This is a genomic window from Desulfosporosinus sp. (assembly GCF_014237355.1).
GTDB lineage: Bacteria > Bacillota > Desulfitobacteriia > Desulfitobacteriales > Desulfitobacteriaceae > Desulfosporosinus.
The window spans coordinates 17,558-43,578 of record NZ_JABZFS010000018.1; the positions used below are offsets into that span (position 1 = coordinate 17,558).

Consider the following 26,021-nt stretch of genomic DNA (forward strand, 5'->3'; position numbering starts at 1 on the left):
TTTATGCCGTTAGAGAGCAGAGTAACCTCTGAATTTAGGTGGTAACACGGATTTATTAATTCGCCCTAAGCTGATTAAATCAGCTTAGGGCTTTTATAATTTGTAGGCTTCGGCCTATCGAGGCAAAGAAATAAAAACCGCCTTTCGTTAAAGCAGAAAGCTATTCAACCACCTGTTTGGCAGATGATAATTTTTGAAAGTGGGGGATTTTAATGAAAACATTTAATATGTCAAAAAAGCTGGATTATGTCTGTTATGATGTACGTGGGCCTGTGCTTGAGGAAGCTGAGCGCATGCGCAGTCAAGGCCTCGATATTTTGAGTTTAAATATCGGCAACCCTGCCCCCTTCGGATTTAAGGCTCCCGGAGAGATCATTCATAAGATGACCGAAAATCTGCACAATGCGGAAGGATATTCGGATTCAAAGGGTATTCTTTCAGCCCGTGAAGCCATCGTAAATTATTGTGAATATAAAAAAATACCCCAGGTTGGTGTAAATGATGTCTATACTGGAAATGGTGTCAGTGAGTTAATTCTTATGGCTATGCAGGGACTGCTCGACAACGGAGATGAGATTCTTGTTCCCGCCCCCGATTATCCGCTGTGGACGGCGGCTATTACATTGTCAGGGGGAAAAGCCGTCCATTACATCTGTGATGAGCAGTCTGAATGGTATCCCGATATCCAAGATATCAGCAGGAAAATAACCTCAAAGACGAAAGGCATTGTTATTATTAATCCAAACAATCCCACCGGTGCGTTGTATTCAACGGAATTATTGGAAGAGATTGCAGAACTTGCCCGACAGCACAGTCTGATTATTTTTTCTGACGAAATATATGACCGTCTTGTGATGGATGGCTATCAGCATACTTCCATTGCTTCATTGGCTCCCGATTTATTAGTTGTAACCCTGAACGGCCTTTCAAAATCCCATATGATTGCCGGATTTCGCTGCGGATGGATGTGCCTAAGCGGAGACAAATCCCACGCTCGCGGCTATATTGGCGGGTTAAACATTTTGTCATCCATGCGGTTGTGTTCAAATGTACAATCCCAGTATGTCATTAAAACAGCCCTTTCTGACATCCATACATGCGACGAAACTCTTTTACCCGGAGGACGGATCTATGAGCAGCGGGATTATATCGTTAATGCCTTAAACAATATTCCTGGTCTTCAGGTGATTAAACCTAAAGCTGCCTTCTATGTCTTCCCCCGGATTGATATCAAGCGGTTTAATATATCGGATGATGAAAGATTCATCCTGGATTTTCTTCATGAAAAACATATCCTTATGGTTCATGGGCGTGGATTTAACTGGCCAATGCCTGATCATTTCCGTATCGTCTATTTGCCTAAAATCGAGGAATTAAAAATTGCCTGTGACCGCCTGGGCGATTTTCTGGAGGGTTATCGGCAGGCCTGATTAACTTTTCGGTAGGGCTTACCAATGAACAAGGTACGCCACACATACATTTTCCGCAGGTATCCCCTATACCAATTGGATATACTGGCACAAGCTTATCGTAAATTTGTTGATTACACCTCGTCCGATCACAAAACAGCTGATCAGTTCCTATTTGAAAGGCATTATTGACACATCTTTCTACACATTTTTTACATGTCCCATTATACTTGTACAGACAATATTCGTCCTCTGTTCGCGGCGTCGGCAACAACGCTAAATTGGTTACTACACTCCCTAATCTGCCACAACATCCGCTCCTAGTTATAAACATGTTATGGATCCCGAATTTACCAATTCCCGCAATATAGGCGACATGTCTATGCGACCAGTCACTAATCAGTTTTTCTCCGTCATAATTATAGGTAGCAGGAAGTAATGAGGACACATATCCCTTTTGTGATAGTTTTTCGAATAGGTATTTATTTAAGTCATCAATTAAATTATTGGTTTCAATGCTAGAAATATCCCACTCCCTAGAACTCTCTTCTCCATGAGTATTACTTTTAACAACCTCCTTGGAGAGCGGTAAAAAGAAAGCTATGACTGATCTGGCATCTGGAACAAGGTCCGAAGGAAGTGCATGCTTTGGACCAATTAATTCCTTTAATTTCGGAAACAACAAATCCTGAGCATCGGCGAACCCGATGACAGGATATCGCCAATCAAATTCAGTGCCTTTTAAGTCATGATAGTTTCTAACATATTCTGTAATCAGATCAGTGATCTCTTGGTTTACTTTAACCCCTTCACCCGTCAACTGTACCGCCCCTTTCTGGTTCACACTTCCAAACCTTCAAATTGCATATTATAGTAATGAGCATAGATTCCCGACTGTTCAATGAGTTGTTTGTGACTGCCTCTCTCTTGAATGCCTTGATCAGTGACGACGATAATTTCGTCGGAATTTTTAATGGTACTTAATCTATGAGCAATCACGATTGTCGTTCTGTTTTGGGATAGTTTCTGCAGTGATGTTTGGATATATCGTTCACTGTCATTATCCAGAGCGGAGGTAGCTTCATCTAAAATCAAAATGGGGGGATTTTTCAAGAACACTCGGGCGATGGAAAGCCTTTGCTTTTGGCCGCCTGAGAGTCTGACCCCTCGTTCTCCTACATAAGTGTCATAGCCCTCATCAAGGGACACGATAAACTCGTGAATATTGGCTTTTTGGGCTGCTTCAATAATTTCTGATTCTGTGGCGCCTGCTTTGCCGTAAGCAATATTTTCTTTGATAGAACCGTCAAACATATAGACATCCTGCTGCACGATGCCAATAGCATTTCGCAAAGATTCTAAAGTGACATCCCGGATATCCTTGCCGTCAATGGTTATGGAACCGGAGGCCACATCATAAAATCTGGGCAGCAGAGAACATAAGGTGGTTTTCCCGCCTCCGGAAGGTCCCACCAAAGCAATGGTTTGTCCGGCGCCAATAGTGAGGCTGACATTATCTAAAACCTTAGCATCATCGTTATAACGAAAGGATACGTTTTTATACCGAATCTCTCCCTTTACGTCAGTTATGGGTATGGCATCGTCCTTGTCCACGATATTCGGCTCCGTGTCCAATACTTCAATAAACCTCTTAAACCCGGCGTACCCCTTTTGAAAGGATTCAGTATAGTTGATTAAGACATTAATGGGGTTAATAAAGAGGTTAATGTAAAGTACATAAATGGCCAGATCTGAAATTCCTAATGAGCCATCGGCAATGAATAGTCCGCCGGAAACAATAATGACAACATAGAGAAGCCCTTCAAAGAAAGAATTCCAGGCGTGAAAACCGCCCATTAGATGATAAATCTTTACTTTGGAGTCTAAGAATTGGTGATTGCTTTTTCTGAATTTCTTCTGTTCAAGGTTTTCGTTGGCAAAGGACTTGACAACTCTGATTCCAGCTAGACTGTCTTGCAGACCGGAGTTGACAGCGGCGATTTTTACACGGCTGTCAGCAAAGCTGGGGGCCATTTTAACATTCTTATAAATTGTAAACAATACCATGATTAAGGTAACTCCCAGCAGGATCAAGGTCATTTTGACATTAATTAACATTAAGAGAGCAAAGGAACCAATGATCTTAAGGGTGGATATGAAAACGTTTTCCGGTCCGTGATGTGCCAGCTCGGAGATATCAAAGAGGTCTCCTACTAGCTTGGACATCATTTCACCGGTGTTGTTCTTATCATAGTATGTGAAAGACAGTTTCTGAAAATGATTAAAAAGATCCCTTCTCATATCGGTTTCCATCTTGGCTCCCATGATGTGGCCCCAGGAAATAATGAAATACTGACAAAAATATTTAAGTACATACATCGCCAGTAAAGCCAAGCCGATAAATCCTATGGAGTGCAGGATTGTTTCCTTGTCTTGGGTAAATAAATTTTTAGCAAGGTAATTAAGTATTTGGGGGAAGGCCAGGTCAATTGCGGAAACAATGATGGCACAAAACATGTCAAAGTAAAAAAGGAATTTGTAGGGTTTATAATAGGCTATAAATCTCTTAAGGATATTCATTTGCGGAATGCCACTTGCCTTTCTGTTTGTTGCTTTAGACAATATTAACATACTAAGATCGTTAAGCAATTCTGAATACTTTCCGCAGATGCTATGGTTGTTCTACGAAGGAGAACCCAGAGATTGTAAAACATCCAAATGAAGGAGTCGTAAATAGTTGCTGCTTTTCCCAAGGGGTGCAGGGTAATTCTAAGCCTTGTCGAATTTGTTTCTTGAGTAATGTTACTTAAAGAATTCCAGGTTGAAGGAAAATTGTGAAATGAAAAAAAGAAGTTTAATTCTTCAGTTGTTCATTATGCTGTTTATTATTCTCCAATGCCTCATTACGTTTTTGGCTTTTTCGACCTATAAATATGCGGAATCAGTTATCCTCAAAGAGGTGATTCAGCTGAACACTAATATGCTTCAACAGATTGCCATCAGGATCAATCAGGAATTAAAGGATGTTGAAGTTCTAGCCAGCCGCATTGCCTATGATACAAGTATTATTGAATCACTGAAAAAAAGCTCAGGCGGAGAGAGTGCCAACAAGGAACAGCTGCTGAAAATTGAAGGAATTATGTCGGGTTACATCTGGTCTTATCGAAGTACGGCCATGCTCATCGACGCCCATTTGATCGATAAGCGCGGCAATACCTACTCCACCTCCTATTCCATGTCATCCAATCAGGAGGGTGACTTAGCAACCTTTGACAAAGCACTGGAAAATGCCCAGGATAGTGAAATTTTTCCCATCAAGTCTTACGTTACTGCCACAGGGGGATATAATTATTATTTCCAGGTAGCCAGAAAAGTTGAAGCCTATATTTCCAAACAAAACTATGGGGTGCTCTTGTTAAACGTCAATGAAAAACTACTGGATGATAATTATATTCGTTTGACGAATGAAGAAAAGGATTTCTTTATTGTTGACCAGGATGGGTTGATCATTTCTCACAAGGAGAAAGACAAAATCACTGAAAAACTAAATAGCTTTGTTGAAGCCAATAGCAAAAATAAGTTGGATAACTATTATTTGAAAGATGATAAGCTCTTCATTTTTCAACCGATTAGCGCTTACGGCTGGTACATTGTTGAGTCTGTTTCGTTAGAAAGTGCCATGATGCCTCTCAAAAAAATTGAGCTGTTTTTAATTGTTTTTGGGATTTTATGCATTTTACTAACTGGCGTGGTACTAAGCGCTGTAGGAAGAAAAATTGCGGAACCGTTAAGTTTACTCACCAATAAAATGACTGAATTCAATCACGGTAATCTTTCCATTCAAATTGAGGATAGTGCCTATAAGGAGTTTTCGGAAATCTCCATTTCCTTTAATGAACTGATTCAGCGGGTGAATTTTTTGCTTAAAGAAAACGTCAACAATGAACGACAAAAACGCTTGCTGGAGCTTGATTTTTTGCGAGCTCAAATCAACCCCCATTTTATCTATAACACTTTAAGCTCCATTCGTTTTTATGTTGAAATGGGGAAAAACAAAGAAGCAGAGGAGATGCTTTATCATTTTTCTAAGCTGTTGCGAAGGGTGCTGTCCCGAGGGGATGAATTCGTACTGTTAAGAGATGAGGTTAAGCACTTGGAGGACTATGTAGCTCTTCAAAAGATGAGATATGCCAACGCTTTTATCGTAGAATTTTTACTGGATGAAAACACCTTAAATGCTCAGATCCCCTCCTTTATCCTGCAGCCAATTATTGAAAATGCTATTTTTTACGGCTTGCAGGTCAATAGATTGATTGTGATTAAGGTGGAAGCTGAGTTAGCAGATGATGATTTATACATCACGATTTCCGACAACGGAATCGGCATGAGCCAGGAGAAAATTACCGAGATCTTTAATAAAGAGGTTCAAATGAGCAGAGTAGGAATTTTAAATGTGCATGAACGAATTAGAATTCTTTACGGAGGTGCCTACGGTCTGAGCATTGAACAGAATGAGCCGGAAGGAACTAAAGTAATCCTTAAATTACGATATGCTTAGGGAGGAATTATGCTAAGAATTGTCATTGCAGATGATGAGCTGCCGATTCGGGAGTGGCTGAACTATTGTCTGAAAGATAAAAATACCAGGTTGGAGATTGTCGGAATCGCATCAGATGGTTTGCAGGCCCATGAGCTGGCTGTCAAAGAGAAGCCTGATGTGGTGATAATGGATATCAGAATGCCCAAAATGGATGGAATTACGGCGATGAAAAATATTAAGAAAGTACTGCCCCAGACGGAATTTGTTATCTTGACAAATTACGCTGATTTTTCCTATGCCAAACAAGCAATCACCTGCGGTGCTAAGGAATACATCTTAAAGTCTGAATTAAGAAGCTCGGAATTAATTGAAATACTGGCAAAGATTGAAGAGGATCGCTCTAAGCAATATGACAGACCAAGAATCGCGGATCAGTTGGAACGCGCGGCCCAAAAAACCCTGACAGAGTATTCCGGCGAGCATAATGATAACAACAATCAATTTATTGAAAAGGCCTTAATTTATATTCATGAACATTTTAATAAAGCCATTTCCCTTGCCGATGTTGCCGGACAGGTGTATCGGTCTCCTGAGTATTTCAGCCGATTGTTTAAAGAGGTAACCGGCGAAAACTTTAGTATTTACCTGATCAACTATCGACTAACCCATGCAAGAACCCTATTGATCAATACAGATTTTAAAATTATAGATATAGCGTATAGGGTAGGGTACCAGAATCCAAGTTATTTCTCTAGACTTTACAAAAAGTATATGGGAATTACTCCGGAGGATGAGCGGAGAAAAAACAGCCCTAAAGCAAAATAGTGCAAAATGTTAAGAAAGTGACAAGATCTGAAGTGCTGTATCAAGATAGTGCTAGAAACTCGACATGACTGTTACTATGAGAGCGGCTTGTTTTTGTTACAATAGGGCTAAGATTTAAAGGGCTGACCCTAATCCTTTGGTAAGGCAAACAAGATTATATTAGGGGGTAAGAGAAATGTTTAAGAAAAGGTCCAAATTGACAGCGACTGTCTTGGCTGTATTAATGCTGTTCTTGCTGACAGCATGTGGCACCACCACAGTAGATTCAGGCAAAAAAGGTGCAACCGATTACAAAATGGTTCTTATGTTACCTGGTCCTATTAATGATCAAAGCTGGAATGCCACAAACTACGCCGGGCTGGTTAAGTCCAACGAAACTCTTGGCACAAAAATGGAATATGTGGAAAACGTACAGGCTGCTGATTATGAGTCTACCTTTAGAAATTATGCAGAGCGTGGTTATAATCTGATTATGGCAGCAGGTACTCAATTTGATGAAGCGGCCAATAAGGTTGCAGCAAACTATCCCAAAACAACTTTTTGCGTCGTCAATGGAATGGTTAGCAATGGCCCAAATGTCGCCCCGATTTTCCCCAAAGAATATGAGGCAAGTTATATAGCTGCCTTAATGGCTGGAGAAGTCAGCAAAAACGGTCAATTTGCCACCATCGGCGGTTTCCCTAACAAGGCTATGGAACATTTACTGGATGTCTATGAAAAAGTCGCTGTGGATCTCGCCAAAGAGCGCGGAATTTCAAATGCCAAAGCAGTTCGTGCCTATGCAAATAGCTGGGATGATGTAGCTTTAGGCAAACAAATGGCCGGTACAATGATCGATAATGGTGCCGATGTGATGTTTGTTTATGCAAATCAGGTTGGTTTAGGCTCTATCCAGGCCGCCAAAGAAAAAGGGGTTAAATTCATCGGTTTCTCGGGAGATCAGACAACCATTGATCCCAATACTGTTGTAGGTTCTGTGGTGTTTGATTTTGAAACCTTTTATGTATGGGCTATTCAAAAATACCTTGATGGCAGTTTAGATGGCAACAAAGTCCATGAAGCAGGAATTGCTGAGAATATCTTTAAGCCGGTCTATACAGCCAACATTAGTAAAGATGTCCAAGACAAAGTAGCTGCAGGCATGGAGAAGGCTAAAAAAGGTGAAGTTGATTTTAACGCGATGTTTGTCAATAAATAGACCCTTATGCTGCTATAAGGGCGCCATCGTAGGATGAAAATGGATTCATTCGGGTCGGGCGGCTTCGTCCACATCCGTGCAAGATCAGCTAATTCGTGCGAAGACAGTGTCTTCGTACTCGGCATTCCGAGGCTCGCCCACGCGCTGACCTGGGAGCTCCGCCAAACCTCAGGGTAATACCTGACGTGAACCCGTGGCTCCGCTTCCCAAGATAAGCTTGTGAGCCTTACCGCCTCTCCATGCAATGGGTTCACTCCTGTGGATCGAAGCCTCCCTGTCTTTTGGGGCTACTATTCTTAAGCGTGTTTTGGAGATTTTTCAGGGTAGAAGTTCGTTTTAATTTTAAATTATAAATAAATAAAGCAAAAAAATAGCGGTTCCGAGAGGTGCCTCTATTTTTTTGAATAGGTGGTGAAATTGTGGAGACAGCTTTTTTTGAACTTAGGGGGATCAGTAAATACTTTGCCAAAGTTATAGCTAATAAAGATGTTTCTTTCTCCATTCAAAGAGGGGAAGTTTTAGCTTTGTTGGGAGAAAACGGAGCAGGTAAAAGTACAATTATGAAGATCCTCTATGGACTATACAAGGCCGACGAAGGGAAACTATTTAAAGATGGCAAAGAGATAAAAATCAATTCGCCCAAGGAGGCCATGGAACTTGGGATTTCTATGATCCAACAGCATTTTTCTCTGGTACCTGCTCACACTGTGACAGAAAATATTATCTTAGGCAATGTTCATGGAATAATTGAGCAGAAGTTGCTTGGGGGAGAAATCAAAAGGCTAGCCGAGCTTTATGGCTTTGAGCTTAATCCTAATGACTATATCCGCGACTTGGCAGTAGGTGTTCAACAAAAAGTAGAAATTTTAAAGGCCTTGTATCAAAAAACCAATCTTTTAATTATGGATGAACCAACGGCAGTTCTCACTCCTCAAGAGGCTGAAAACCTCATGGGCTTTGTCAGAGATTTCACCGCCCAAGGTAATTCGGTTATTTTTATCACCCACAAGTTAAAAGAGGTCATGAGTGTTGCGGATCGGATTATTGTTATGAGGGCGGGAAAGGTCTATGGAGACATAAAACGGAATGAGACCAACGAACTGGAATTATCCAAGTTGATGATAGGCCGAGATTTAAATTGGATAACTAAAGATGACCGGCAGGAATCTCTTGTTCAGGAAGTGCGCTTGGAAATCCAACATGTTACCGTGCAGGAGAAAAACGGGGTTCCGGCCTTGAAGGATATTTCTTTGACCTTGCACAAAGGAGAAATTCTTGGAATTGCAGGGGTTAGTGGCAATGGACAGCAGGAACTCTGCGAAATAGTGTGTGGTGCTATTTTGCCGACAAAGGGGAGAGTCTTGCTGGATGGGGAGGATATTACTGAACGAAGAATCAGAGCCAGGATTGACTTGGGAATTGGCTATGTTCCTGCGGACAGAAGCAGTGATGGCATGATTATGGATATGTCCATTGCCGAGAATATGCTGCTGAAGAGTAGTTACGATAAAAAGTGGCAAAAGCGTGGGTTTATTAATAAGAAAAAGCTTAATCAATACGCCTTACAGGAGATTCGGGACTATTCAATTAAGGCTCCTTCACCGGAGACCATTGCCCGGGGTTTATCAGGGGGCAACCAACAAAAAGTGGTTTTGGCCAGGGAAGTGGATAATGGAGAGAAGGTCATCGTCTTCGATCAACCGACCAGAGGGTTGGACCTGGGCGCGGTTAACCACATTCACCAAGTTATTCTTGAGGAACGTGCCAAAGGAAAAAGTGTTTTACTGGTTTCTACTGAGCTTTCGGAGATTTTTGCGCTATCTGACAGGATTGCGATCTTGTATAAGGGCGAAATACAAGGGGTATTTAACAGTTCCGAGCTTACCACCGAAAAGATTGGTCTTTTAATGGCCGGATTTCGCGAAGGAGAGGTGAGCAACGATGCAGGCTAAGCTACGAGATCTACTGATCACCAATATTCTGGCCATTGTCTTAGGACTCGTTGCCAGTGGGTTAATGCTTCTTTTTCTGGGTAAAAATCCAGTTAACGCCTATAGCGTATTAATTACTTCCGTGGTGCGTGACGGATATACCTTTGCTGACATCTTTGTGAAGGCAACCCCTTTGATGTTCACTGCCTTAGCGTTTGCATTTACCTACAAAGCTAATTTATACAATATTGGCGCCCAAGGGCAGTTTTACATTGGTGCGGTAATTGCAGCCGCCGGATCCTTGCTTCTTCAGAACATCTTGCCTGGTTGGCTGGTCCTGATTATTACCTTGCTCCTAACGATTGTTGGCGGTGGCCTCTGGGGGGCATTTGTCGGTTTTGTTAAGGCCAGGTACAATTCCAATGAATTTTTAGTTAGTATGATGTCCACCTATGTGGCTTTGGCAGTTATGAATTATTCGCTGCGAACGTTTCTCATGGAAACGAAAGCGGAATACCCTCAAACGGATGCTCTTGCTGAGTCTGTTTGGCTGCCTTATATGATCCCGGGTACCAGGCTGCACATTGGTTTTGTTTTGGCAGTGCTGGCGTGTGTTGGGGTTTGGGTTCTGCTTTACAAGACGGCCCTGGGTTATCGTATCCGTGCCGTAGGTTATAATGCAGGAGCAGCGGAAATGTCAGGCATCAATTCCAAGAAACTGTATATTCTGGCATTTTTTATTAGTGGGGCATTAGCAGGAGTGGCCGGATTTACAGAAGTTAACGGGGTGCAACATATGTTGGTTCAGGGCTTTAATCCAGACCTTGGAGCAGCTGGGATTGGAATTGCAATTTTAGCCAATGGCAACCCCATAGGCATAATTTTTGCCGCTATTTTATTCGGTGCGCTGAAGGTTGGTGGTACTATTATGGGGCAGATGTCAGGGATCCCCTCAAGTATCATTGAATTGATGCAAGGCTTTGTGATGGTATTTGTTATTTTATCGTATTTTGTTCGGACCTGGTTAGAAAATAACCGGGAAAAACGCAAATTACAAAAGGCGGTGGCAAAATGATCTATTTGTTAAGTATAACAATAATGATGGGGACGCCATTGCTGTTTGGAGCTATAGCAGAAGTCATTGCCGAACGAACGGGGATGATGGTAACGGCTATTGAAGGTATCTTTTTAATGGGAGCCTGGGCCGGTTTTGTGGGAGGGTATTTAAGCGGCAGTTTGACCGTGGGATTTATATCTGCCATGCTGGCCGGTTTGTTGGTGGCAAGTTTATATGGCTGGATTTGCATTTATTTAAAGCAGCATCAAGTGGTTACAGGGGTGGCCATCAATCTTTTGGTAGTAGGCCTTTGTTCATTTTTGTACCGAGTCATTTTTGGAGTTCCTATAACTCCGCTAACCGTTGATCCTTTAGCAACGATTCCAATTCCGTTGCTTTCAGATATTCCGCTGCTTGGGCAAATACTGTTTAATCAAACTATATTGACCTACATTATCTATTTGTTAGCGCCTCTCTCCTATTTCATACTCTATAAAACTTCTATTGGTTTAACGATACGGTCTGCCGGTGAAAATCCTGAGGCGGTGGATGTGGCAGGCATCAATGTTCTTAGGGTTCGCTTTCTTACGGTGCTTTTAGCAGGGGTTATGGGCGGAGTAGCCGGTGCTTTTTATTCGATTGGTTTTCTGGGCATGTTTACAACGAATATTATTGGGGGTCGTGGTTGGATTGCTTTTGCCATTTGCTTCTTAGGCAATTGGAATCCCAAAGGTGCAGTTATTGGTACCCTGGCTTTCGGATTTGCTGAAGCAATTGCTATTTATATGCAATCTACAGGGAGCAGTGCGTTATTTCCCAATGAATTATTTATTGCTCTGCCCTATATTATGACGATTGTTTTAACGGTTTCCAGAAAATCCTTTAGTGTACCTGCTAAATTGGGAGTTCCTTATTTGAAAGAGAATTAACTCCCTAGTGACCTCAAGAGCTAGCCACCTTACTGAAGGTAAGCCAAATAACCCTTCTAGATATGAAAGCGGTGGTCTGGATATTCCTGGTACCTAGCTAGTCACGATAAAAAGCCTGTCCCGGAACGAATACGTATTCGTTTCGGGACAGGCTTTTTCAATGGGAATGAAGTGAAGGTGGAACGGAAGTTTAAACCTGTTACCCTCAGAGCACCCAAGATATGCTAATTAAGGAAGATTGGCGTGAGCTAATACCGTTCATTTTGTCGAAAAATCAATATATAGCATGGAATGATCGCGCTTATATTAATAGAAAATCGAAATAAAGGATATGCTTAATATTTAAAAATACGTTTGTCAAATAATTGTTTAACGGCTATAATAAAATCATCGATTGTTGATTGTAGACAATCGACTATGGAAGCAGAAAGGTAACTGGTGTGCCTACCGGTCTTCAAAACCGTGTTGCGGCATTGACTGCCGTGGGTGGGTTCGATTCCCATATGCTTCCGCCAATACGGCCCGGATAATAAGCCGTTGTCGAATGAGGCATATTCGTTCGGGTCACCAATTTTGCCGTAGTAAGTGAAAGGAATTACTATCCTAAGGAAGCGGCTGCGCTGTTAAGAAGGTTATCAGCATTGGAGCTGCCGAGTACCAGGATAATTGCCGTGGAGCATCGGGGTGACATTAAAATCGTTGTGCGGGGTTGAAGACATGGAGAGTATTGTCATAGGAACCGCAGGTCATATTGACCATGGAAAAACGGCCTTGGTAAAGGCGCTGACCGGGCGGAATACTGACACGCTGGAAGAAGAGAAACGGCGCGGCATTACGATTAATCTGGGATTTGCCTACTTTACGCTGCCATGCGGAAAAGTCGCCGGCCTTGTGGATGTACCCGGGCATGAACGCTTTGTAAAGAACATGCTGGCAGGCGCCAGCGGAATTGATATTGCCATGGTGGTCATTGCAGCCAATGAAGGCGTAATGCCGCAGACAAAAGAACACATCGATATCCTGAGCTATCTGGATATCAAACAGAGCATTGTTGTGCTGACGAAAATTGATAGGGTGGACGAGGAGTTTAAGGAATTGGTTCTCGAAGACACCAAAGAGTATTTACAGGATACCTTCCTGCGGGATGCACCGCTGATCGAGGTGGATTCACTGAGCGGCAAGGGGATTGACGCCTTGGTTGGCCACCTGGATAGTATGGCGCTACTGGTGGATCATCGCAGTGTGGAAAAGGACGCCAGAATGAGCGTGGACAGGGTGTTTTCTGTTAACGGATTTGGCACGGTGGTCACCGGAACCCTATCGGAGGGGATATTACATGTCAGCGATGAGGTGGTGATTTATCCCCAAGGGCACCCGGCCAAGGTGCGCAACCTGCAAATACATGAGCAGGATGTGCGTGAGGCGCGGGCTGGACAGCGTACGGCGATCAATCTGCCAGGTATCGCTACGACACAGGTAAGCCGTGGCTGTGTCATTGCAAAAAAAGATTCGGTCTTTGCCACAAAGGTAATGGATGTCCGGTTTAGCTTGAGCAGAAACACGAACTTTACCATCAAGAAAATGGATCGTCTGAAACTGTATATCGGTGCGCGGGAGCTGATTGTGAAAATTATCCCATTTGGGGTTAAGCAAGTGACAGCAGGTCAGGAGGCGTATGGGCAGATCTTGTTTGAGCAGGAGGCGGTGGTGCGCAAGGGGGACGCCTTTGTGCTTCGTACAATTTCGCCCGTCGAAACCATAGGCGGCGGCAGGGTAGTTGACCCTACTGCGCCGAGGTACCCCAAGGTAACACAGGAGATTCTGGACACTGTACGACTGAAGGATACCGGCTCTGCGCCCGATATGCTGGAGACGTTTGTGCGGGCGCATCCGCTGCTTACAAAAGATATGCTGGCCGGGCTGGTATATCTGGCATCGATTGAGGATACCCTGCATGAATTGCTGGCAGCCGAACGGCTGATCCGGCTGCAGGACGTCTTCATACATCCAGACAGTGTTGGTACGTTTACAGAAGAAGTGATAGGTCTTTTGCGGAACTACCATCACACATACACATTGCGCAGGGGAATGTCCAAGGCGGAGCTGAAATCCCGCCAGACATTCGCCGGAGGGGATAAGGAGTTTTCTCTGTTGCTCTCCCTTTTGGAATCCAGAAACGTGGTGAAAGCTGCCGACAATCTGGTGGCAATCGCTGATTTCAGCCCGCAGTTTTCGCCGAGCCAGCAGGAAATTTGTGCAGAACTGGAGGGCAAGGTGCGTGAATGCGGCTATACGTTACCAAGCTTGCCGGAGCTTGTCGGAAGTTTTAGGGAAAAACAGCAGGTGATGGAATATCTGCTGCAGGATACGCTGATGGCGCTAGATGGGCAGCTGGTGATTGACAGGCAGCTATACCAGGATGCCAGAGAGATCGTCAAAGAGCTTGCGGCCAAACATGGCGTAATCAAGCTGCCGGATTTTCGTGACAGGCTGCAGACAAGCCGGAAATATGCGCTGTTGCTGTTGGAACGTTTCGATAAGGAGAAGCTGACAAAGCGCGCCGGCGAGGATCGTATTTTGTTGTAGATGCTATAGGCATAAACAAAATTATGAAGAGAATGGGTGGTGGAACGATATGCAGGTTTATGACGTTATTATTCTTGGGGCAGGCCCGGCCGGACTTTCCGCCGGCCTCTATGCAGGCAGGTCTCGGCTAAACACACTGCTGATCGAAAAACAGAAGGATGGCGGACAGATTGTCATCACATCGGAGATTGAAAACTATCCTGGGTGTCTGGACGAAGAGTCCGGCGCGTCGCTGGTGGCGCGAATGACCAAACAGGTAGAAAAGTTCGGTGTGGAGCGCGCCCAGGATACCATCACGTCTGTGGATTTTTCCGGCGATGTTAAGGTTGTCAAGGGCTTGCACGGTGAATACCATGCTAAGGCTATTATTGTGGCGACCGGCGCATTCCCGCGCCCGATTGGCTGCCCGGGTGAGAAGGAGCTGATTGGCAAGGGTGTATCCTATTGTGCAACCTGTGATGCCAATTTCTTCGAGGATATGGATATCTATGTCGTTGGCGGCGGCGATACCGCTGTAGAAGAAGGTATATATCTTGCAAAATTTGGGCGGAAGGTCACGATCATCCATCGCCGGGATGAACTGCGTGCAGCGAAATCCATTCAGGAAAAGGCCTTTGCCAACCCGAAGATTAAATTTATGTGGGATACCGTCGTAGAGGAGCTAAAGGGCGACGGCCTGTTGGAGAGGATGGTGGTCAAAAATGTCAAGACCGGCGAATTGACCGAAGTGCTCGCTAATGAAGAAGATGGTACCTTTGGTGTATTTGGCTTTACTGGGTTCCTGCCACAGTCGGCTATTTTTGAGGGCGTACTGGCAATGGAAAACGGTTATATCAAAACCGACGAAGAGATGCGCACAAATATTCCGGGTGTATTTGCAGTGGGGGATATCCGGATTAAAACACTGCGGCAGGTGGTCACCGCGGCAGCGGACGGAGCAATTGCAGCCATGACGGTGGAAAAATATCTGGAGCATTAACATAAAGGTCTCAAATATAGTCAAAGAAAAGGGGAGAAGGACATGCTGTTATTGGACAAGGAAATCTTTGAAGCCGAAGTTCTGAAGGCGGAGGGCACAGTTCTGGTAGATTATTTCGGTGACGGTTGTGAGCCCTGCAAGGCGCTGCTGCCGCATATTGAGGGCTTCAGCGAAAAATATGGCGACAAGATCAAGTTCACAAAGCTGAACACCACCGGCGCGCGCCGTTTAGCCATCAGCCAGAAGATTCTGGGCCTTCCTGTTATTGCGATTTACAAAGGTGGGGAAAAGGTGGAGGAGCTTGTCAAGGACGATGCAACGCCCGAAACTATCGAGGCCATGATTCAAAAGTATATTTAGTGAAGCAGCGGCACTTTGCCTCTGTGCACTGACTATAAAATCCTAATGACTTACAAAATTCTAAAAGGAGGAAGAAAACATGTTGCTGAAAGACAAGAAAGTCATAATCATTGGCGACAGGGATGGCATACCAGGTCCGGCGATTGCAGACTGCTGCACAACAGCCGGCGCAGACGTTGTATTCTCATCGACAGAATGCTTCGTTTGAACTGCGGCAGGCGCCATGGATCTGGAGAATCAAAAGCGGGTGAAAGAGTTTACGGAAGAATTCGGTGCCGAGAACATCGTGATTGTTCTCGGGGCAGCCGAAGGTGAAGCAGCCGGACTGGCAGCTGAAACCGTAACCGCAGGTGACCCGACTTTTGCAGGTCCATTGGCGGGAGTCCAGTTAGGACTGCGTGTATACCATGTCTGCGAACCAGAGATTAAGGATGAAGTCGACCCTCAGGTGTATGAGGAGCAGATCAGCATGATGGAAATGGTGTTGGACATTGATGATATCATCAAGGAAATGACATCGATCCGCGAGCAATATTGTAAATACAACTAATTGGCAAGGGATGATGACAAAGGAAAGGAACCAGCATACCGGTTTTGTTTCGTGTCATCGCCCCTTTGTATATCTTGCCAAAACGGAAAGGGTGTTTGAATTGTACAGCGTGGTAAAAGGCGCGAGCTACTTTATTGCCCACGCGCCGGATATGGTTGTGAACAATGGTACAACACAGACTACACAGCGCAAAGCGGATCCGAATGCTGAATACCTGACACAGCTGGAAAAAAGCCTGCGCAGCTACGAGGATTGTGTAGCTTACCTGCCAAATCAGGTGTACATCGGCAATATGACCCCTGAAGAGCTCGAGGGTTATGCTTTACCCTGGTATGAGCAGAAGGCCCTGGGCGCACAGCGCAAGGGCAAATATGGGGAAATCATGCCTGAAGATGAATTTATTGGTATGATGAAGATTTGCGATGTTTTCGACCTGGTCAAGCTTGAGGCCGGCTTCTCAGCGTCAGTAAAGGAAAAGCTGGGGCAGCATACCCTGATCGATGCATCTCAGCTCCAGGTGTTCGATAAGCCCAGCGAGGAGGCGGAACTGCGTAAACTTATTGATAAAGAGCACGCAGAACCGATCTATTATCTGGGTAAGATAGTAGGCTGCATCAAGGCTGCCCATGACATCGACGAATCTCTGTCGGCGCATGTTATCTTTGAAAATATTGTATCCAAGGCGTCTTGCGTCTTGTCGATCCTGCATCTGATGGATAAAACAGATGTGGACAAGGACGAGATTGCTTATGTCATCGAATGCTCGGAAGAGGCCTGTGGCGATATGAACCAGCGCGGCGGCGGCAACTTTGCAAAGGCTGCTGCGGAAATCGCGGGCCTTACCAACGCAACCGGCTGTGATGTACGCGGCTTCTGCGCAGGGCCTACTCATGCGCTTTTACAAGCGGCATCCCTCGTAAAAGCCGGCTTGTTCAAATATGTAGTTGTTGCAGCCGGCGGCTCGACTGCGAAGCTGGGTATGAACGGCAAAGACCACGTGAAAAAGGGTCTGCCGGTACTGGAGGACTGTGTGGCCGGGTTTGCCATACTTGTCGGCGAAAACGACGGCATCAGCCCGGAAATCAACACAGATATCCTCGGCAGGCATACGGTGGGTACCGGTTCATCACCCCAGGCTGTAATCTCCTCGCTGACAGCCGCCGCCCTCGAAAAGGCCGGGCTTAAGCTGACGGATGTTGACAAGTATTCCGTGGAAATGCAGAATCCGGATATTACAAAGCCAGCGGGCGCCGGCAATGTGCCGGAAGCAAACTACAAGATGATCGGTGCCCTCGCTGCAATGCGAGGTGATATTCAAAAGGCGGAGCTTGCCGATTTTGTCAAAAAGCACGGCATGGTTGGCTGGGCTCCGACACAGGGGCATATTCCTTCCGGCGTGCCGTATATGGGCTTTGCCAGGCAGGATATCTTAGACGGCAAAATCAGCCGTGCCATGTTTATCGGCAAGGGGAGCCTGTTCCTCGGCCGTATGACAAACCTGTTTGATGGCGTATCCTTCGTCTTGCAGCAAAACAGCGGAAAGGGCCAGGCGGAAGCTGTTTCGGAAGAAACCGTGAAGAAGCTGATCGCGCAGTCGCTCAAGGATTTTGCTGGCCACTTGCTGCAGGAATAGGGGGGACGCTAAGTTGAGTAATATGATCAACAAGACAATCTCGGATGTATTCCTGCAAATGGCGGATATCTTGGAAAACGGTGCGTCCATGCAGCGGGTGCCGATTGCCGTAACGGCGATGGGCAGTGAGCACGGCGAGGATTTGATTTACCAGGCAGCTAAAGAGGCTGCTGACCAGGGGCTTCTCGTGAAGCTGATCGGCAGCCAGCCCCTTGACTACCCCGGCGTGGAGGTCGTATCCGTCTCTAGCAGCGAGGAGGGCCATAAGCGTCTCGAAAGCCTCCTTGACAGCGGTGAAGCGCTGGGCGGCGTAACCATGCATTACCCCTTCCCAATCGGCGTTTCTACCGTTGGCCGTGTGATTACGCCGGCCACCGGAAAGGAAATGTTTATCGCCACAACGACCGGCACAACTGCTCTTGATCGCGTGGAGGGTATGGTGCGCAACGCGATCTATGGAATTGTCACGGCCAAAGCCTGCGGCATTCAAAATCCAACGGTTGGCATTCTGAATGTGGACGGCGCCAGACAGGCAGAGATCGCACTGCAGAAATTGCAGGCGGCGGGTTACCCTATTACATTTGCACAGTCGGGGCGCAGCGACGGCGGCGCGGTGATGCGCGGTAATGACCTGCTGGCGGCTTCCTGCGATGTGATGGTGACGGACCCGCTGACTGGCAACCTGCTAATGAAGCTGCTGGCCGCCTATACAACCGGCGGCAACTACGAATCCCTTGGTTATGGCTACGGGCCGGGCCTGGGAGAAGGTTTTAACAAGTTGATTTTGATTATCTCACGGGCATCCGGCATGCCAGTGGCCCGGGGCGCAATGGTGTTTGCCGCACAGCTTGTAAAGGGCGGCTATCAAAAGATTTTCGCCCAGGAGTTGGCCGCAGCGAAAAAAGCGGGCCTGGACAACCTTTTGGCCGGCCTGCAAAAGGAGAAAAAGGGTGCGGAAGAACCGCAGGAGATAAAGGCGCCGCCGAAGGTTGTCGTCACTGAGGAGATCATGGGGATTGAAATCCTCGATCTTGAGGACGCCGTTCGCCAGCTCTGGGCTGCGGGCATTTATGCCGAAAGCGGCATGGGCTGCACTGGGCCGATGGTGCTTGTCGCGGAGGAACAATTGGAACAAGCGCGATGGATTTTGGCCGACAAGGGCTATATCGGTTCGTAACTCATGAAATCTGGAGGCTATGCCGTGGAAGAGAAACAAGCCCTGTTGCGTGGGCTCCCCAAGGTGGATGACTTGCTGCGCCGGCTTGCAACCGTAACGGCCGGCATGCCCGGACAGGTCGTTAAGCGCGTGGTGCAGGAACAGATTGATTTATGCCGGCACGCAATTCTAGACGGAAATTCCAGTGAAGTGGGTGTGCCGGGCATTACGGACAGGATTCTGATTGCACTGGGGCAGGTGCTGCAAAGCCATCTACGGGGTGTAATCAATGCCACGGGTGTTATTTTGCACACGAACCTTGGCAGGGCGCGGCTCTCGGATGACGCAATGGAGACCCTGACCGCCGCAGCAACGGGGTATTCCAATCTGGAGTATGACCTAGAGAGCGGCGAGCGAGGTTCACGCCATGCACATGTGGAGGCGCTGCTTACGGAAATTACGGGAGCGGAAGCTGCCCTAGTGGTCAATAACAATGCAGCGGCAGTCTGCCTCATACTGGATACACTTGCCAAAGGCGCTGAGGTGATTGTCTCGCGGGGTGAGCTGGTGGAGATCGGCGGTTCCTTCCGCGTGCCGAATATCATGGCGCACAGCGGCTGCAAGCTGGTCGAGGTGGGTACAACCAACAAAACGCACCCAGCCGACTATGCGAAGGCCATTACGGATGAAACCGGCGCACTGCTCAAGGTGCATACCAGCAATTACCGCATTGTGGGCTTTACTCAGGAGGTACCGCTCAGGGAGCTATGGGCCATCGGGCAGGAAAACCGGCTTCCGGTCATTTACGATCTGGGCAGCGGGCTGCTTGCTCAGCTGAAAGACTATGGCATCCGCACGGAACCAACCGTGGCGGAGTGCGTGCCCTATGCTGATGTGCTGTGCTTCAGCGGCGACAAGCTGCTCGGCGGGCCGCAGGCCGGCATCATTGTGGGGCGTAAAGCACTGGTTGATCGCATGAAGAAAAACCACCTGCTGCGTGCACTGCGCATCGACAAGCTGACACTGGCTGCGCTGGAATATACGTTGCGTCAGTACCTTGACCCGGATAGGGCAGTGAAGAGTATTCCGACATTACGGATGATTACTTCGCCCGTCTCGGAAATTGAGGCAAAGGCAAAGATGCTTATCAGTCTGCTGGAGGCGCGGCCCGATGTACATTATTCGATGATGGATACATTGTCGCAGATTGGCGGCGGCTCGCTGCCAGATGTGACCCTTGCATCCTGTGCCGTTGGTATATTGTCGGATCGGCTATCCGCCAATGCGATGGAAGAGCGCTTGCGAATGGGCAATCCGCCAGTGATCGCTCGTGTCTCACAGGACAGCGTCCTCCTCGATATGCGCACGGTCGACGGCAATGAAATACCAACTTTGGCGGCACGTCTGAACCATATTTCAAAGACATAACCATCGTTCTATGCGGAACCGGCGGATGGGAAATGTTCCCGGTCCCATGTGAATCAACAAGTATTGGAAAGGAGATGTCTCTGTGAAATTAACCCTTGCAAACTTTCATGTAAAGGATATCTGTTTCGGCGCGAAAACCGAGTTGAAAGACGGAGTCCTGACGGTGAATAAGGAAGAGGCTCTCGCTGTTGTGCGGGAGGATACCCATATTACGGAAGCAGAACTGCACATTGTCAAGCCCGGCGATATGGTTCGCCTGGTGCCGGTTAAGGAAGCAATCGAGCCCCGCTATCGCGTTGGCGGCGGGCCGGTATTTCCCGGTGTGACCGGCGAACTGATGCAGGCCGGTAATGGCAAAACCCATGCCCTCAAAGATATGAGTGTGCTGGTAGTTGGCAAGCATTATGGCGGCTTCCAGGATGGCCTGATCGACATGGGGGGCGAAGGCGCAAAATATTCATACTACTCACAGCTGAAAAACCTCGTGCTCGTTGCCCATACCGATGAGGAATTCGAACGCCATGAGCAGCAGAAGAAGAACCGTGCGCTGCGCTGGGCAGGCATGCGTCTGGCAGAGTATATTGGCTCCTGTACAAAGGATATGCAGCCGGATGATACCGACGTCTACGAGTTAGAGCCGGTAACCAAGCGCTCGAAGGCAGTCAACGATCTGCCGAGCGTCGTGCTGGTACTGCAGCCACAGTCGCAGATGGAAGAGATGGGCTACAACGACCTGAACTATGGCTGGGACTGCAACCATATGCTGCCTACCTTCATGCATCCCAACGAGGTGCTGGACGGCGCGATGATCTCAGGTTCTTTCATGCCCTGCTCATCCAAGTGGTCGACCTATGACTTCCAGAACTTCCCGATGATTCGCCGTCTGTATGAAGAGCATGGCAAGACGCTGAACTTCCTCGGTGTTATCATGTCGAACCTGAATGTCGCACTGGAACAGAAAGAGCGCGCGGCAATCTTTGTGGCACAGATGGCAAAATCCCTTGGCGCAGACTCTGCGATTGTGGCCGAGGAGGGCTATGGCAACCCGGACACCGACTTCACGGCATGCCTGGTGGCCCTGGAAGAGGCTGGCGTAAAAACAGTCGGTCTTTCCAACGAATGTACCGGCCGCGACGGCGCGAGCCAACCCCTTGTTTCTATGAATGAAAAAGAAGACGCAATTGTCTCCTGCGGTAATGTATCCACGTTAATTGAACTTCCGGCCATGCCTGTAGTGCTGGGTGAGTTGGAAGCTCTTAGCCGCGATGGCCTGTCCGGCGGTTGGGGCAATGATGAGAAACTTGGGCCGTCTGTGCGGCCGGATGGCTCGATCATCATGGAAAACAATGCCATGTTTTGTGGTGACCAGGTAGTTGGCTGGTCCACAAAAACTATGGTGGAATTTTAAAGGAGGGTCAAGGCGTGAAAGCAATTCTGTATTTAAACCAGTTCTTTGGCCAGATTGGCGGCGAAGAACTTGCAGATCATGAGCCTGAAATCCGCGAAGGTTGTGTCGGTCCGGCATTAGCTTTACAGGCAGCCTTGGGCGATCAGGTGACCGTAACCCACACGGTTATCTGCGGTGACAACTTTATGGGTTCGCGCACAGAGGAAGGCATTGATAGGATTCTGGGCTTCCTCAACGACAAGGAATTCGATATTTTCTTTGCCGGCCCGGCATTCCGCGCCGGGCGTTATGGTGCAGCCTGCGGCCATATTTGCAATGCGGTACAAAACAAGTTCGGCGTACCGGTTCTTACATCCATGAATGAAGAAAACCCCGGTGTGGAAATGTACCGTTCCAAGATGATTATATTCAAGGGCGGCGCAAGCGCCGCAGCGATGAAAAAAGACGTTGAGGCAATGGCTAAATACGGTCTGAAGCTGCTCAAAGGTGAGAAACTGCTGCCTGCAGTTGTGGAAGGTTATTTTGGCCGCGGTATCCGCGATATGATCTGGCTTGACCCGCCTGTTACCGCAGCGGACCGCGCTATTGATATGCTGCTCAAGAAAGTTCGTGGAGAGGCATACCAGACCGAGCTGCCGATTCCGAAATCCGACCGGGCGCCCATTGCAACCGCTATCACCCCGGAAGAGCTCAGCAAAATGGAGGTTGCGCTGGTCACTTCCGGCGGCATTGTGCCGGTAGGCAACCCGGACCGCATTCAGTCAGCATCTGCCACAAAATGGGGCAAATACGATGTCAGCATGCTAGAGAACCTGCAGAAGGGCGAGTATATGACGATCCACGCGGGCTTTGACCCGGCTGCTGCCAATAACGACCCCGACGTTATCGTGCCGCTGGATGCCATGCGCGCATACCAGAAGGAAGGTAAGATCGGTGGCGTTTACAAATTTTTCTACTCTACCGTCGGCACCGGAACCACTCAGGCCGAGGCCGCAAGAATGGGTCGCGAAATTGCAGAGGAGCTTTTAAGGGATGGTATTCGTGCCGCCATCCTGACCTCCACATGAGGGACCTGTACACGTTGCGGTGCAACGATGACAAGAGAAATTGAAAAGGCTGGCATCACCATCGTACAGATGGCCAACCTGATTCCTGTTTCAAAGACCGTTGGTGTAAACCGTCTGGTGCCCACCATCTCCATTCCTTATCCCTTGGGTGACCCAAGTACATCTGTTGAAGAGCAATTCAAGCTGCGCTACCACCGTGTAGGCGTTGCACTGGATGCTTTGACAACAGATATTAAGGAACCTGAGGTCTTTAAGGTCAAAATCTAACGGCTGCCAATTCATTCTTCCTTTAAGGGGCTGAGCGCCTTTCATGCAGTGACATGGAGGGCGCTGCTGCCCACATTACAGAAGACAGACGATTAGATTAGGAGATGAGAGCAATATGAAAAAGAACAACACCGTATTCATTATATCCCTAGCGATTACGTTAATTATTGTTGTGCTTGGGCTCATTATCCCGAAACAGTTTGCCGACGGCATGAACGCCGCATTTGCTTTTTTGACTGACAAGTTCAGTTGGCTGTACCTGATGTCAATGTTTATTTTCGTTGCCTTTTGCCTGGTGCTTGCATTCAGCAAGTACGGTAAAATCAAGCTGGGTGATGATGATTCCAAACCGGAATATAGCACGTTTTCCTGGTTTGCCATGCTTTTTGGCGCCGGCATGGGCATCGGCCTTGTATTCTGGGGCGTGGCCGAACCACTCAATCATTACGTGAGTTTCGGTATGACCGAAGAGGCCGCCAATCTGGCGATGCGCAAGTCATTCATGCACTGGGGGTTTCACCCGTGGGCGGGCTATGCGGTAGTCGGCATGGCGCTTGGCTACTTCCAGTTCCGCAAAAAGATGCCAGGCCTTATCAGCAGTATTTTTGTACCGTTGCTTGGAGAAGAGGGCGTGCGCGGGCCAATTGGAAAACTCATTGATATTTTTGCAGTATTCGCGACGGTTGCAGGTGTAGCAACATCACTCGGACAGGGTGCGCTTCAGATAAACGGCGGTCTCAGCCATATGTTTGGTATTCCGTCGACGATTTTCGTACAATTTATTATCATCGCCGCGATTACAGTTGTTTATACTTGGACAGCCGTCAGCGGCATCGACAAGGGCATTAAGCTGCTTTCCGACATCAATATGGTGTTGGCAGTTGCCTTAATGGGTGGCGCTTTTTTAATCGGTCCCACGCTCTTGGACATTAATATTTTTACAAATAGTTTGGGGAACTATATGAAAAACTTTGTTGCAGACAGCTTTGGTATCAACCCCTTTGGCGACAACAGCTGGCTGAGCAGCTGGACGATCTTCTATTGGGCATGGTGGATTGCCTGGGGTCCGTTTACGGGCACCTTTATCGCCCGTATCTCCAAAGGCAGGACAATCAAGGAGTTTGTACTAGGCGTTATCTTTGCGCCGTCGCTGGTTTCCATGGTATGGTTTGCTATTTTCGGCGGTCTTGGCCTCAATTTGGACAACTCCGTGATCCAGACCGCGATTCAAAATACAGAGACGGCGCTATTTGTTGTATTTAGTCAATATCCGCTGGGCTTTATCCTCTCGATTATTGCGGTTCTGCTGTTAGTCACGTTCTTTGCGACAAGTGCAAACTCGGCAACCTTCGTATTGTCAATGTTCTCATCGGAGGGCGATCTGAACCCGGGCAAATCTAAGAAGATTTTGTGGGGTGTGCTGCAGGCTGTATTGGCCTTCGTTCTGCTGATGACCGGCGGCCTGTCTGCGCTGCAAACCTGTTCCATCGTGGCGGCATTCCCCTTTGCTATTATTATGCTGCTGTGCTGCGTATGCCTGTATAAGGCACTGATCGAGGAGCAGCTTCCAAACGTAAAATAGACTCACACAAGTGTGGGGCAAGCGACTGCGCACCATCTGAACAAGCTTCTCCGAAACCGAGCGGCTTGTTTTTCTTATCATGATTAGGGCGGGATATTTTCCGGAAAGGAGGGCAGCTATGGATTTGAAGCAACTGGAAGCGTTTGTATATGTTGTAAAGCTCAACAGTTTTTCGAAGGCGGCGGATACGATTTATTTATCCCAGCCGACCATCAGCGCACATATCAGCTCTTTAGAGAAAGAGCTCGGCACTCAGCTGCTGGTGCGCTCTACAAAAGAAGTCTATCCCACTAAAGTTGGGGTGGAGTTTTTTTCCTATGCACAAAACATGCTGGCGCTGCGTGATCAGGCGATCCAGTCTGTCAGCGGCCTTGGCCACAACAGCAGGGGGGAGATATCCGTACTGTCCTCCAGTGTGCCTGCACAGTACCTGCTGCCGGAGATTGTCACAGCGTTTCGTCGGCGTTACCCGAATATTATCATCCGTGTCCACCAGAGCAACAGTAACCTCGTCAGTGCGAAGCTTGGTAACTGCTACTACGACTTTGGAATTGTGGGTACGAAAATACAAGGCAATAAATTTATACAGGAGCCTTTTTGTGATGATACGCTGGTATTTGTGTATCCAGCGGATTTAGATATGGATGAGGCAATTATCGGTAAAAACCTGGTTGATTTTATCCGCAGTCAGCCGTTTATCATGCGCGAGACGGGCTCAGGAACCTTGCAGGAGCTCGACCGGTATCTCAAAAAGCACGACCTGTCCCTCGATGATCTAAAGCCGGCCTGCTATATGGATAGCACACAAGGTGTTATGCAGGCAGTCTCCAGCGGGATGGGGATTTCCTTCCTTTCGAAGGCAGCAACCGCTCTTTATGTGCAAATGGGCCTGGTGAAAACCATCGAAGTTGACCACCAGTTTTTCCTGCGCAGGTTCTACCTGCTGCTAAAGAAGGATATGGTGTTATCCCCGGTGCAGAAGCTATTTGTAGATTTTATCGCCCAATATTACTATGGAATAAAGGAACCGGCATAGCTTTGTGCACCGTATTTTCCTATATGCTGTCTTTATCTCCGGTACTGTGCACTTTCAGAAATATATAGTATAATAAAAGG

20 protein-coding genes, 1 tRNA gene and 1 other annotated feature (1 of these 22 cut by a window edge) are annotated in these 26,021 nt (G+C 47.2%); of the genes, 19 read left to right on the forward strand and 2 right to left on the reverse strand.

The window, feature by feature from the left end:
- Positions 1 to 71: a binding site (T-box leader), on the forward strand; it begins 166 nt to the left of the window's first position.
- A 141-nt stretch (positions 72 to 212) separates the two neighbouring features.
- Entirely contained in the window at positions 213 to 1,430 is a 1,218-nt protein-coding gene (locus HGJ98_RS04230) for a pyridoxal phosphate-dependent aminotransferase (RefSeq protein WP_291349811.1), read from the forward strand.
- Here the strand turns inward: HGJ98_RS04230 and HGJ98_RS04235 are convergent.
- Positions 1,360 to 2,253 carry an epoxyqueuosine reductase gene (locus HGJ98_RS04235; RefSeq protein WP_291349812.1) on the reverse strand — a complete coding sequence of 298 codons (894 nt, stop codon included), beginning with the start codon at positions 2,251 to 2,253 and terminating at the stop codon, positions 1,360 to 1,362. The genes HGJ98_RS04230 and HGJ98_RS04235 overlap by 71 nt on opposite strands.
- A complete protein-coding gene (locus HGJ98_RS04240; protein ID WP_291349862.1) occupies positions 2,250 to 3,989 on the reverse strand; it encodes an ABC transporter ATP-binding protein in 1,740 nt (579 codons plus the stop codon). The genes HGJ98_RS04235 and HGJ98_RS04240 overlap by 4 nt, the downstream gene beginning before the upstream one ends.
- Positions 3,990 to 4,248: 259 nt before the next feature.
- On the opposite strand from HGJ98_RS04240, the gene HGJ98_RS04245 reads away from it, so the two are divergent.
- From HGJ98_RS04245 to HGJ98_RS04330, 18 genes are all read left to right on the forward strand, one after another.
- Positions 4,249 to 5,967 (forward strand): sensor histidine kinase, encoded by a 1,719-nt coding sequence (locus HGJ98_RS04245; RefSeq protein ID WP_291349813.1) that lies wholly within the window; start codon positions 4,249 to 4,251, stop codon positions 5,965 to 5,967.
- Positions 5,968 to 5,976: 9 nt separating this feature from the next.
- Positions 5,977 to 6,774, forward strand: a complete 798-nt coding sequence (locus HGJ98_RS04250) for a response regulator (protein WP_291349814.1) — start codon at positions 5,977 to 5,979, stop codon at positions 6,772 to 6,774.
- Between the two features lie 175 nt (positions 6,775 to 6,949).
- On the forward strand, positions 6,950 to 7,972 hold the full coding sequence (locus HGJ98_RS04255) for a BMP family protein (RefSeq protein ID WP_291349815.1): 1,023 nt from the start codon (positions 6,950 to 6,952) through the stop codon (positions 7,970 to 7,972).
- Positions 7,973 to 8,391: 419 nt separating this feature from the next.
- Complete coding sequence (locus HGJ98_RS04260; protein WP_291349816.1) at positions 8,392 to 9,924, forward strand: ABC transporter ATP-binding protein; 1,533 nt, start codon at positions 8,392 to 8,394, stop codon at positions 9,922 to 9,924.
- A complete protein-coding gene (locus HGJ98_RS04265) occupies positions 9,914 to 10,978 on the forward strand; it encodes an ABC transporter permease (protein WP_291349817.1) in 1,065 nt (354 codons plus the stop codon). Before HGJ98_RS04260 ends, HGJ98_RS04265 begins: the two co-directional genes overlap by 11 nt.
- Positions 10,975 to 11,889 (forward strand): ABC transporter permease, encoded by a 915-nt coding sequence (locus tag HGJ98_RS04270; protein ID WP_291349818.1) that lies wholly within the window; start codon positions 10,975 to 10,977, stop codon positions 11,887 to 11,889. Before HGJ98_RS04265 ends, HGJ98_RS04270 begins: the two co-directional genes overlap by 4 nt.
- A 419-nt stretch (positions 11,890 to 12,308) precedes the next feature.
- Positions 12,309 to 12,404, forward strand: a tRNA-Sec gene (locus HGJ98_RS04275).
- A gap of 151 nt (positions 12,405 to 12,555) precedes the next feature.
- A complete protein-coding gene (gene selB, locus HGJ98_RS04280; protein WP_291349819.1) occupies positions 12,556 to 14,475 on the forward strand; it encodes a selenocysteine-specific translation elongation factor in 1,920 nt (639 codons plus the stop codon).
- 49 nt (positions 14,476 to 14,524) lie between these two features.
- A complete protein-coding gene (gene trxB / locus HGJ98_RS04285) occupies positions 14,525 to 15,454 on the forward strand; it encodes a thioredoxin-disulfide reductase (RefSeq protein ID WP_291349820.1) in 930 nt (309 codons plus the stop codon).
- A gap of 42 nt (positions 15,455 to 15,496) precedes the next feature.
- A complete protein-coding gene (locus HGJ98_RS04290; protein ID WP_291349821.1) occupies positions 15,497 to 15,814 on the forward strand; it encodes a thioredoxin domain-containing protein in 318 nt (105 codons plus the stop codon).
- 79 nt (positions 15,815 to 15,893) lie between these two features.
- Positions 15,894 to 16,364 carry a glycine/sarcosine/betaine reductase complex selenoprotein A gene (gene grdA, locus HGJ98_RS04295; RefSeq protein WP_291349822.1) on the forward strand — a complete coding sequence of 157 codons (471 nt, stop codon included), beginning with the start codon at positions 15,894 to 15,896 and terminating at the stop codon, positions 16,362 to 16,364.
- A gap of 91 nt (positions 16,365 to 16,455) precedes the next feature.
- Positions 16,456 to 17,997, forward strand: a complete 1,542-nt coding sequence (grdC, locus tag HGJ98_RS04300; protein WP_367142665.1) for a glycine/sarcosine/betaine reductase complex component C subunit beta — start codon at positions 16,456 to 16,458, stop codon at positions 17,995 to 17,997.
- Positions 17,998 to 18,019: 22 nt separating this feature from the next.
- Positions 18,020 to 19,174, forward strand: coding sequence for a glycine/sarcosine/betaine reductase complex component C subunit alpha (gene grdD, locus HGJ98_RS04305; protein WP_367142666.1), 1,155 nt, complete (start codon positions 18,020 to 18,022; stop codon positions 19,172 to 19,174).
- Positions 19,175 to 19,198: 24 nt separating this feature from the next.
- Positions 19,199 to 20,581: an L-seryl-tRNA(Sec) selenium transferase gene (gene selA, locus HGJ98_RS04310; protein WP_291349825.1), complete on the forward strand. Its 1,383-nt coding sequence runs from the start codon at positions 19,199 to 19,201 to the stop codon at positions 20,579 to 20,581.
- Positions 20,582 to 20,663: 82 nt separating this feature from the next.
- Entirely contained in the window at positions 20,664 to 21,989 is a 1,326-nt protein-coding gene (locus HGJ98_RS04315; protein WP_291349826.1) for a glycine/sarcosine/betaine reductase component B subunit, read from the forward strand.
- A 14-nt stretch (positions 21,990 to 22,003) separates the two neighbouring features.
- Positions 22,004 to 23,323, forward strand: coding sequence for a betaine reductase selenoprotein B (gene grdH / locus HGJ98_RS04320; RefSeq protein ID WP_291349827.1), 1,320 nt, complete (start codon positions 22,004 to 22,006; stop codon positions 23,321 to 23,323).
- A gap of 115 nt (positions 23,324 to 23,438) precedes the next feature.
- A complete protein-coding gene (locus HGJ98_RS04325; protein WP_291349828.1) occupies positions 23,439 to 24,905 on the forward strand; it encodes a BCCT family transporter in 1,467 nt (488 codons plus the stop codon).
- 118 nt (positions 24,906 to 25,023) lie between these two features.
- On the forward strand, positions 25,024 to 25,941 hold the full coding sequence (locus HGJ98_RS04330) for a selenium metabolism-associated LysR family transcriptional regulator (RefSeq protein ID WP_291349829.1): 918 nt from the start codon (positions 25,024 to 25,026) through the stop codon (positions 25,939 to 25,941).
- The last annotated feature ends 80 nt before the right edge of the window (positions 25,942 to 26,021 follow it).

Bases quoted from the DNA above. Each gene is read 5' to 3' on its own strand.
- HGJ98_RS04230 (WP_291349811.1), top strand. From the start codon at position 213: ATGAAAACATTTAATATGTCAAAAAAGCTGGATTATGTCTGTTATGAT.
- HGJ98_RS04240 (WP_291349862.1), bottom strand. From the start codon at position 3,989: ATGAATATCCTTAAGAGATTTATAGCCTATTATAAACCCTACAAATTC.
- HGJ98_RS04245 (WP_291349813.1), top strand. From the start codon at position 4,249: ATGAAAAAAAGAAGTTTAATTCTTCAGTTGTTCATTATGCTGTTTATT.
- HGJ98_RS04250 (WP_291349814.1), top strand. From the start codon at position 5,977: ATGCTAAGAATTGTCATTGCAGATGATGAGCTGCCGATTCGGGAGTGG.
- HGJ98_RS04255 (WP_291349815.1), top strand. From the start codon at position 6,950: ATGTTTAAGAAAAGGTCCAAATTGACAGCGACTGTCTTGGCTGTATTA.
- HGJ98_RS04265 (WP_291349817.1), top strand. From the start codon at position 9,914: ATGCAGGCTAAGCTACGAGATCTACTGATCACCAATATTCTGGCCATT.
- HGJ98_RS04270 (WP_291349818.1), top strand. From the start codon at position 10,975: ATGATCTATTTGTTAAGTATAACAATAATGATGGGGACGCCATTGCTG.
- trxB (WP_291349820.1), top strand. From the start codon at position 14,525: ATGCAGGTTTATGACGTTATTATTCTTGGGGCAGGCCCGGCCGGACTT.
- HGJ98_RS04290 (WP_291349821.1), top strand. From the start codon at position 15,497: ATGCTGTTATTGGACAAGGAAATCTTTGAAGCCGAAGTTCTGAAGGCG.
- grdD (WP_367142666.1), top strand. From the start codon at position 18,020: ATGATCAACAAGACAATCTCGGATGTATTCCTGCAAATGGCGGATATC.
- HGJ98_RS04325 (WP_291349828.1), top strand. From the start codon at position 23,439: ATGAAAAAGAACAACACCGTATTCATTATATCCCTAGCGATTACGTTA.
- HGJ98_RS04330 (WP_291349829.1), top strand. From the start codon at position 25,024: ATGGATTTGAAGCAACTGGAAGCGTTTGTATATGTTGTAAAGCTCAAC.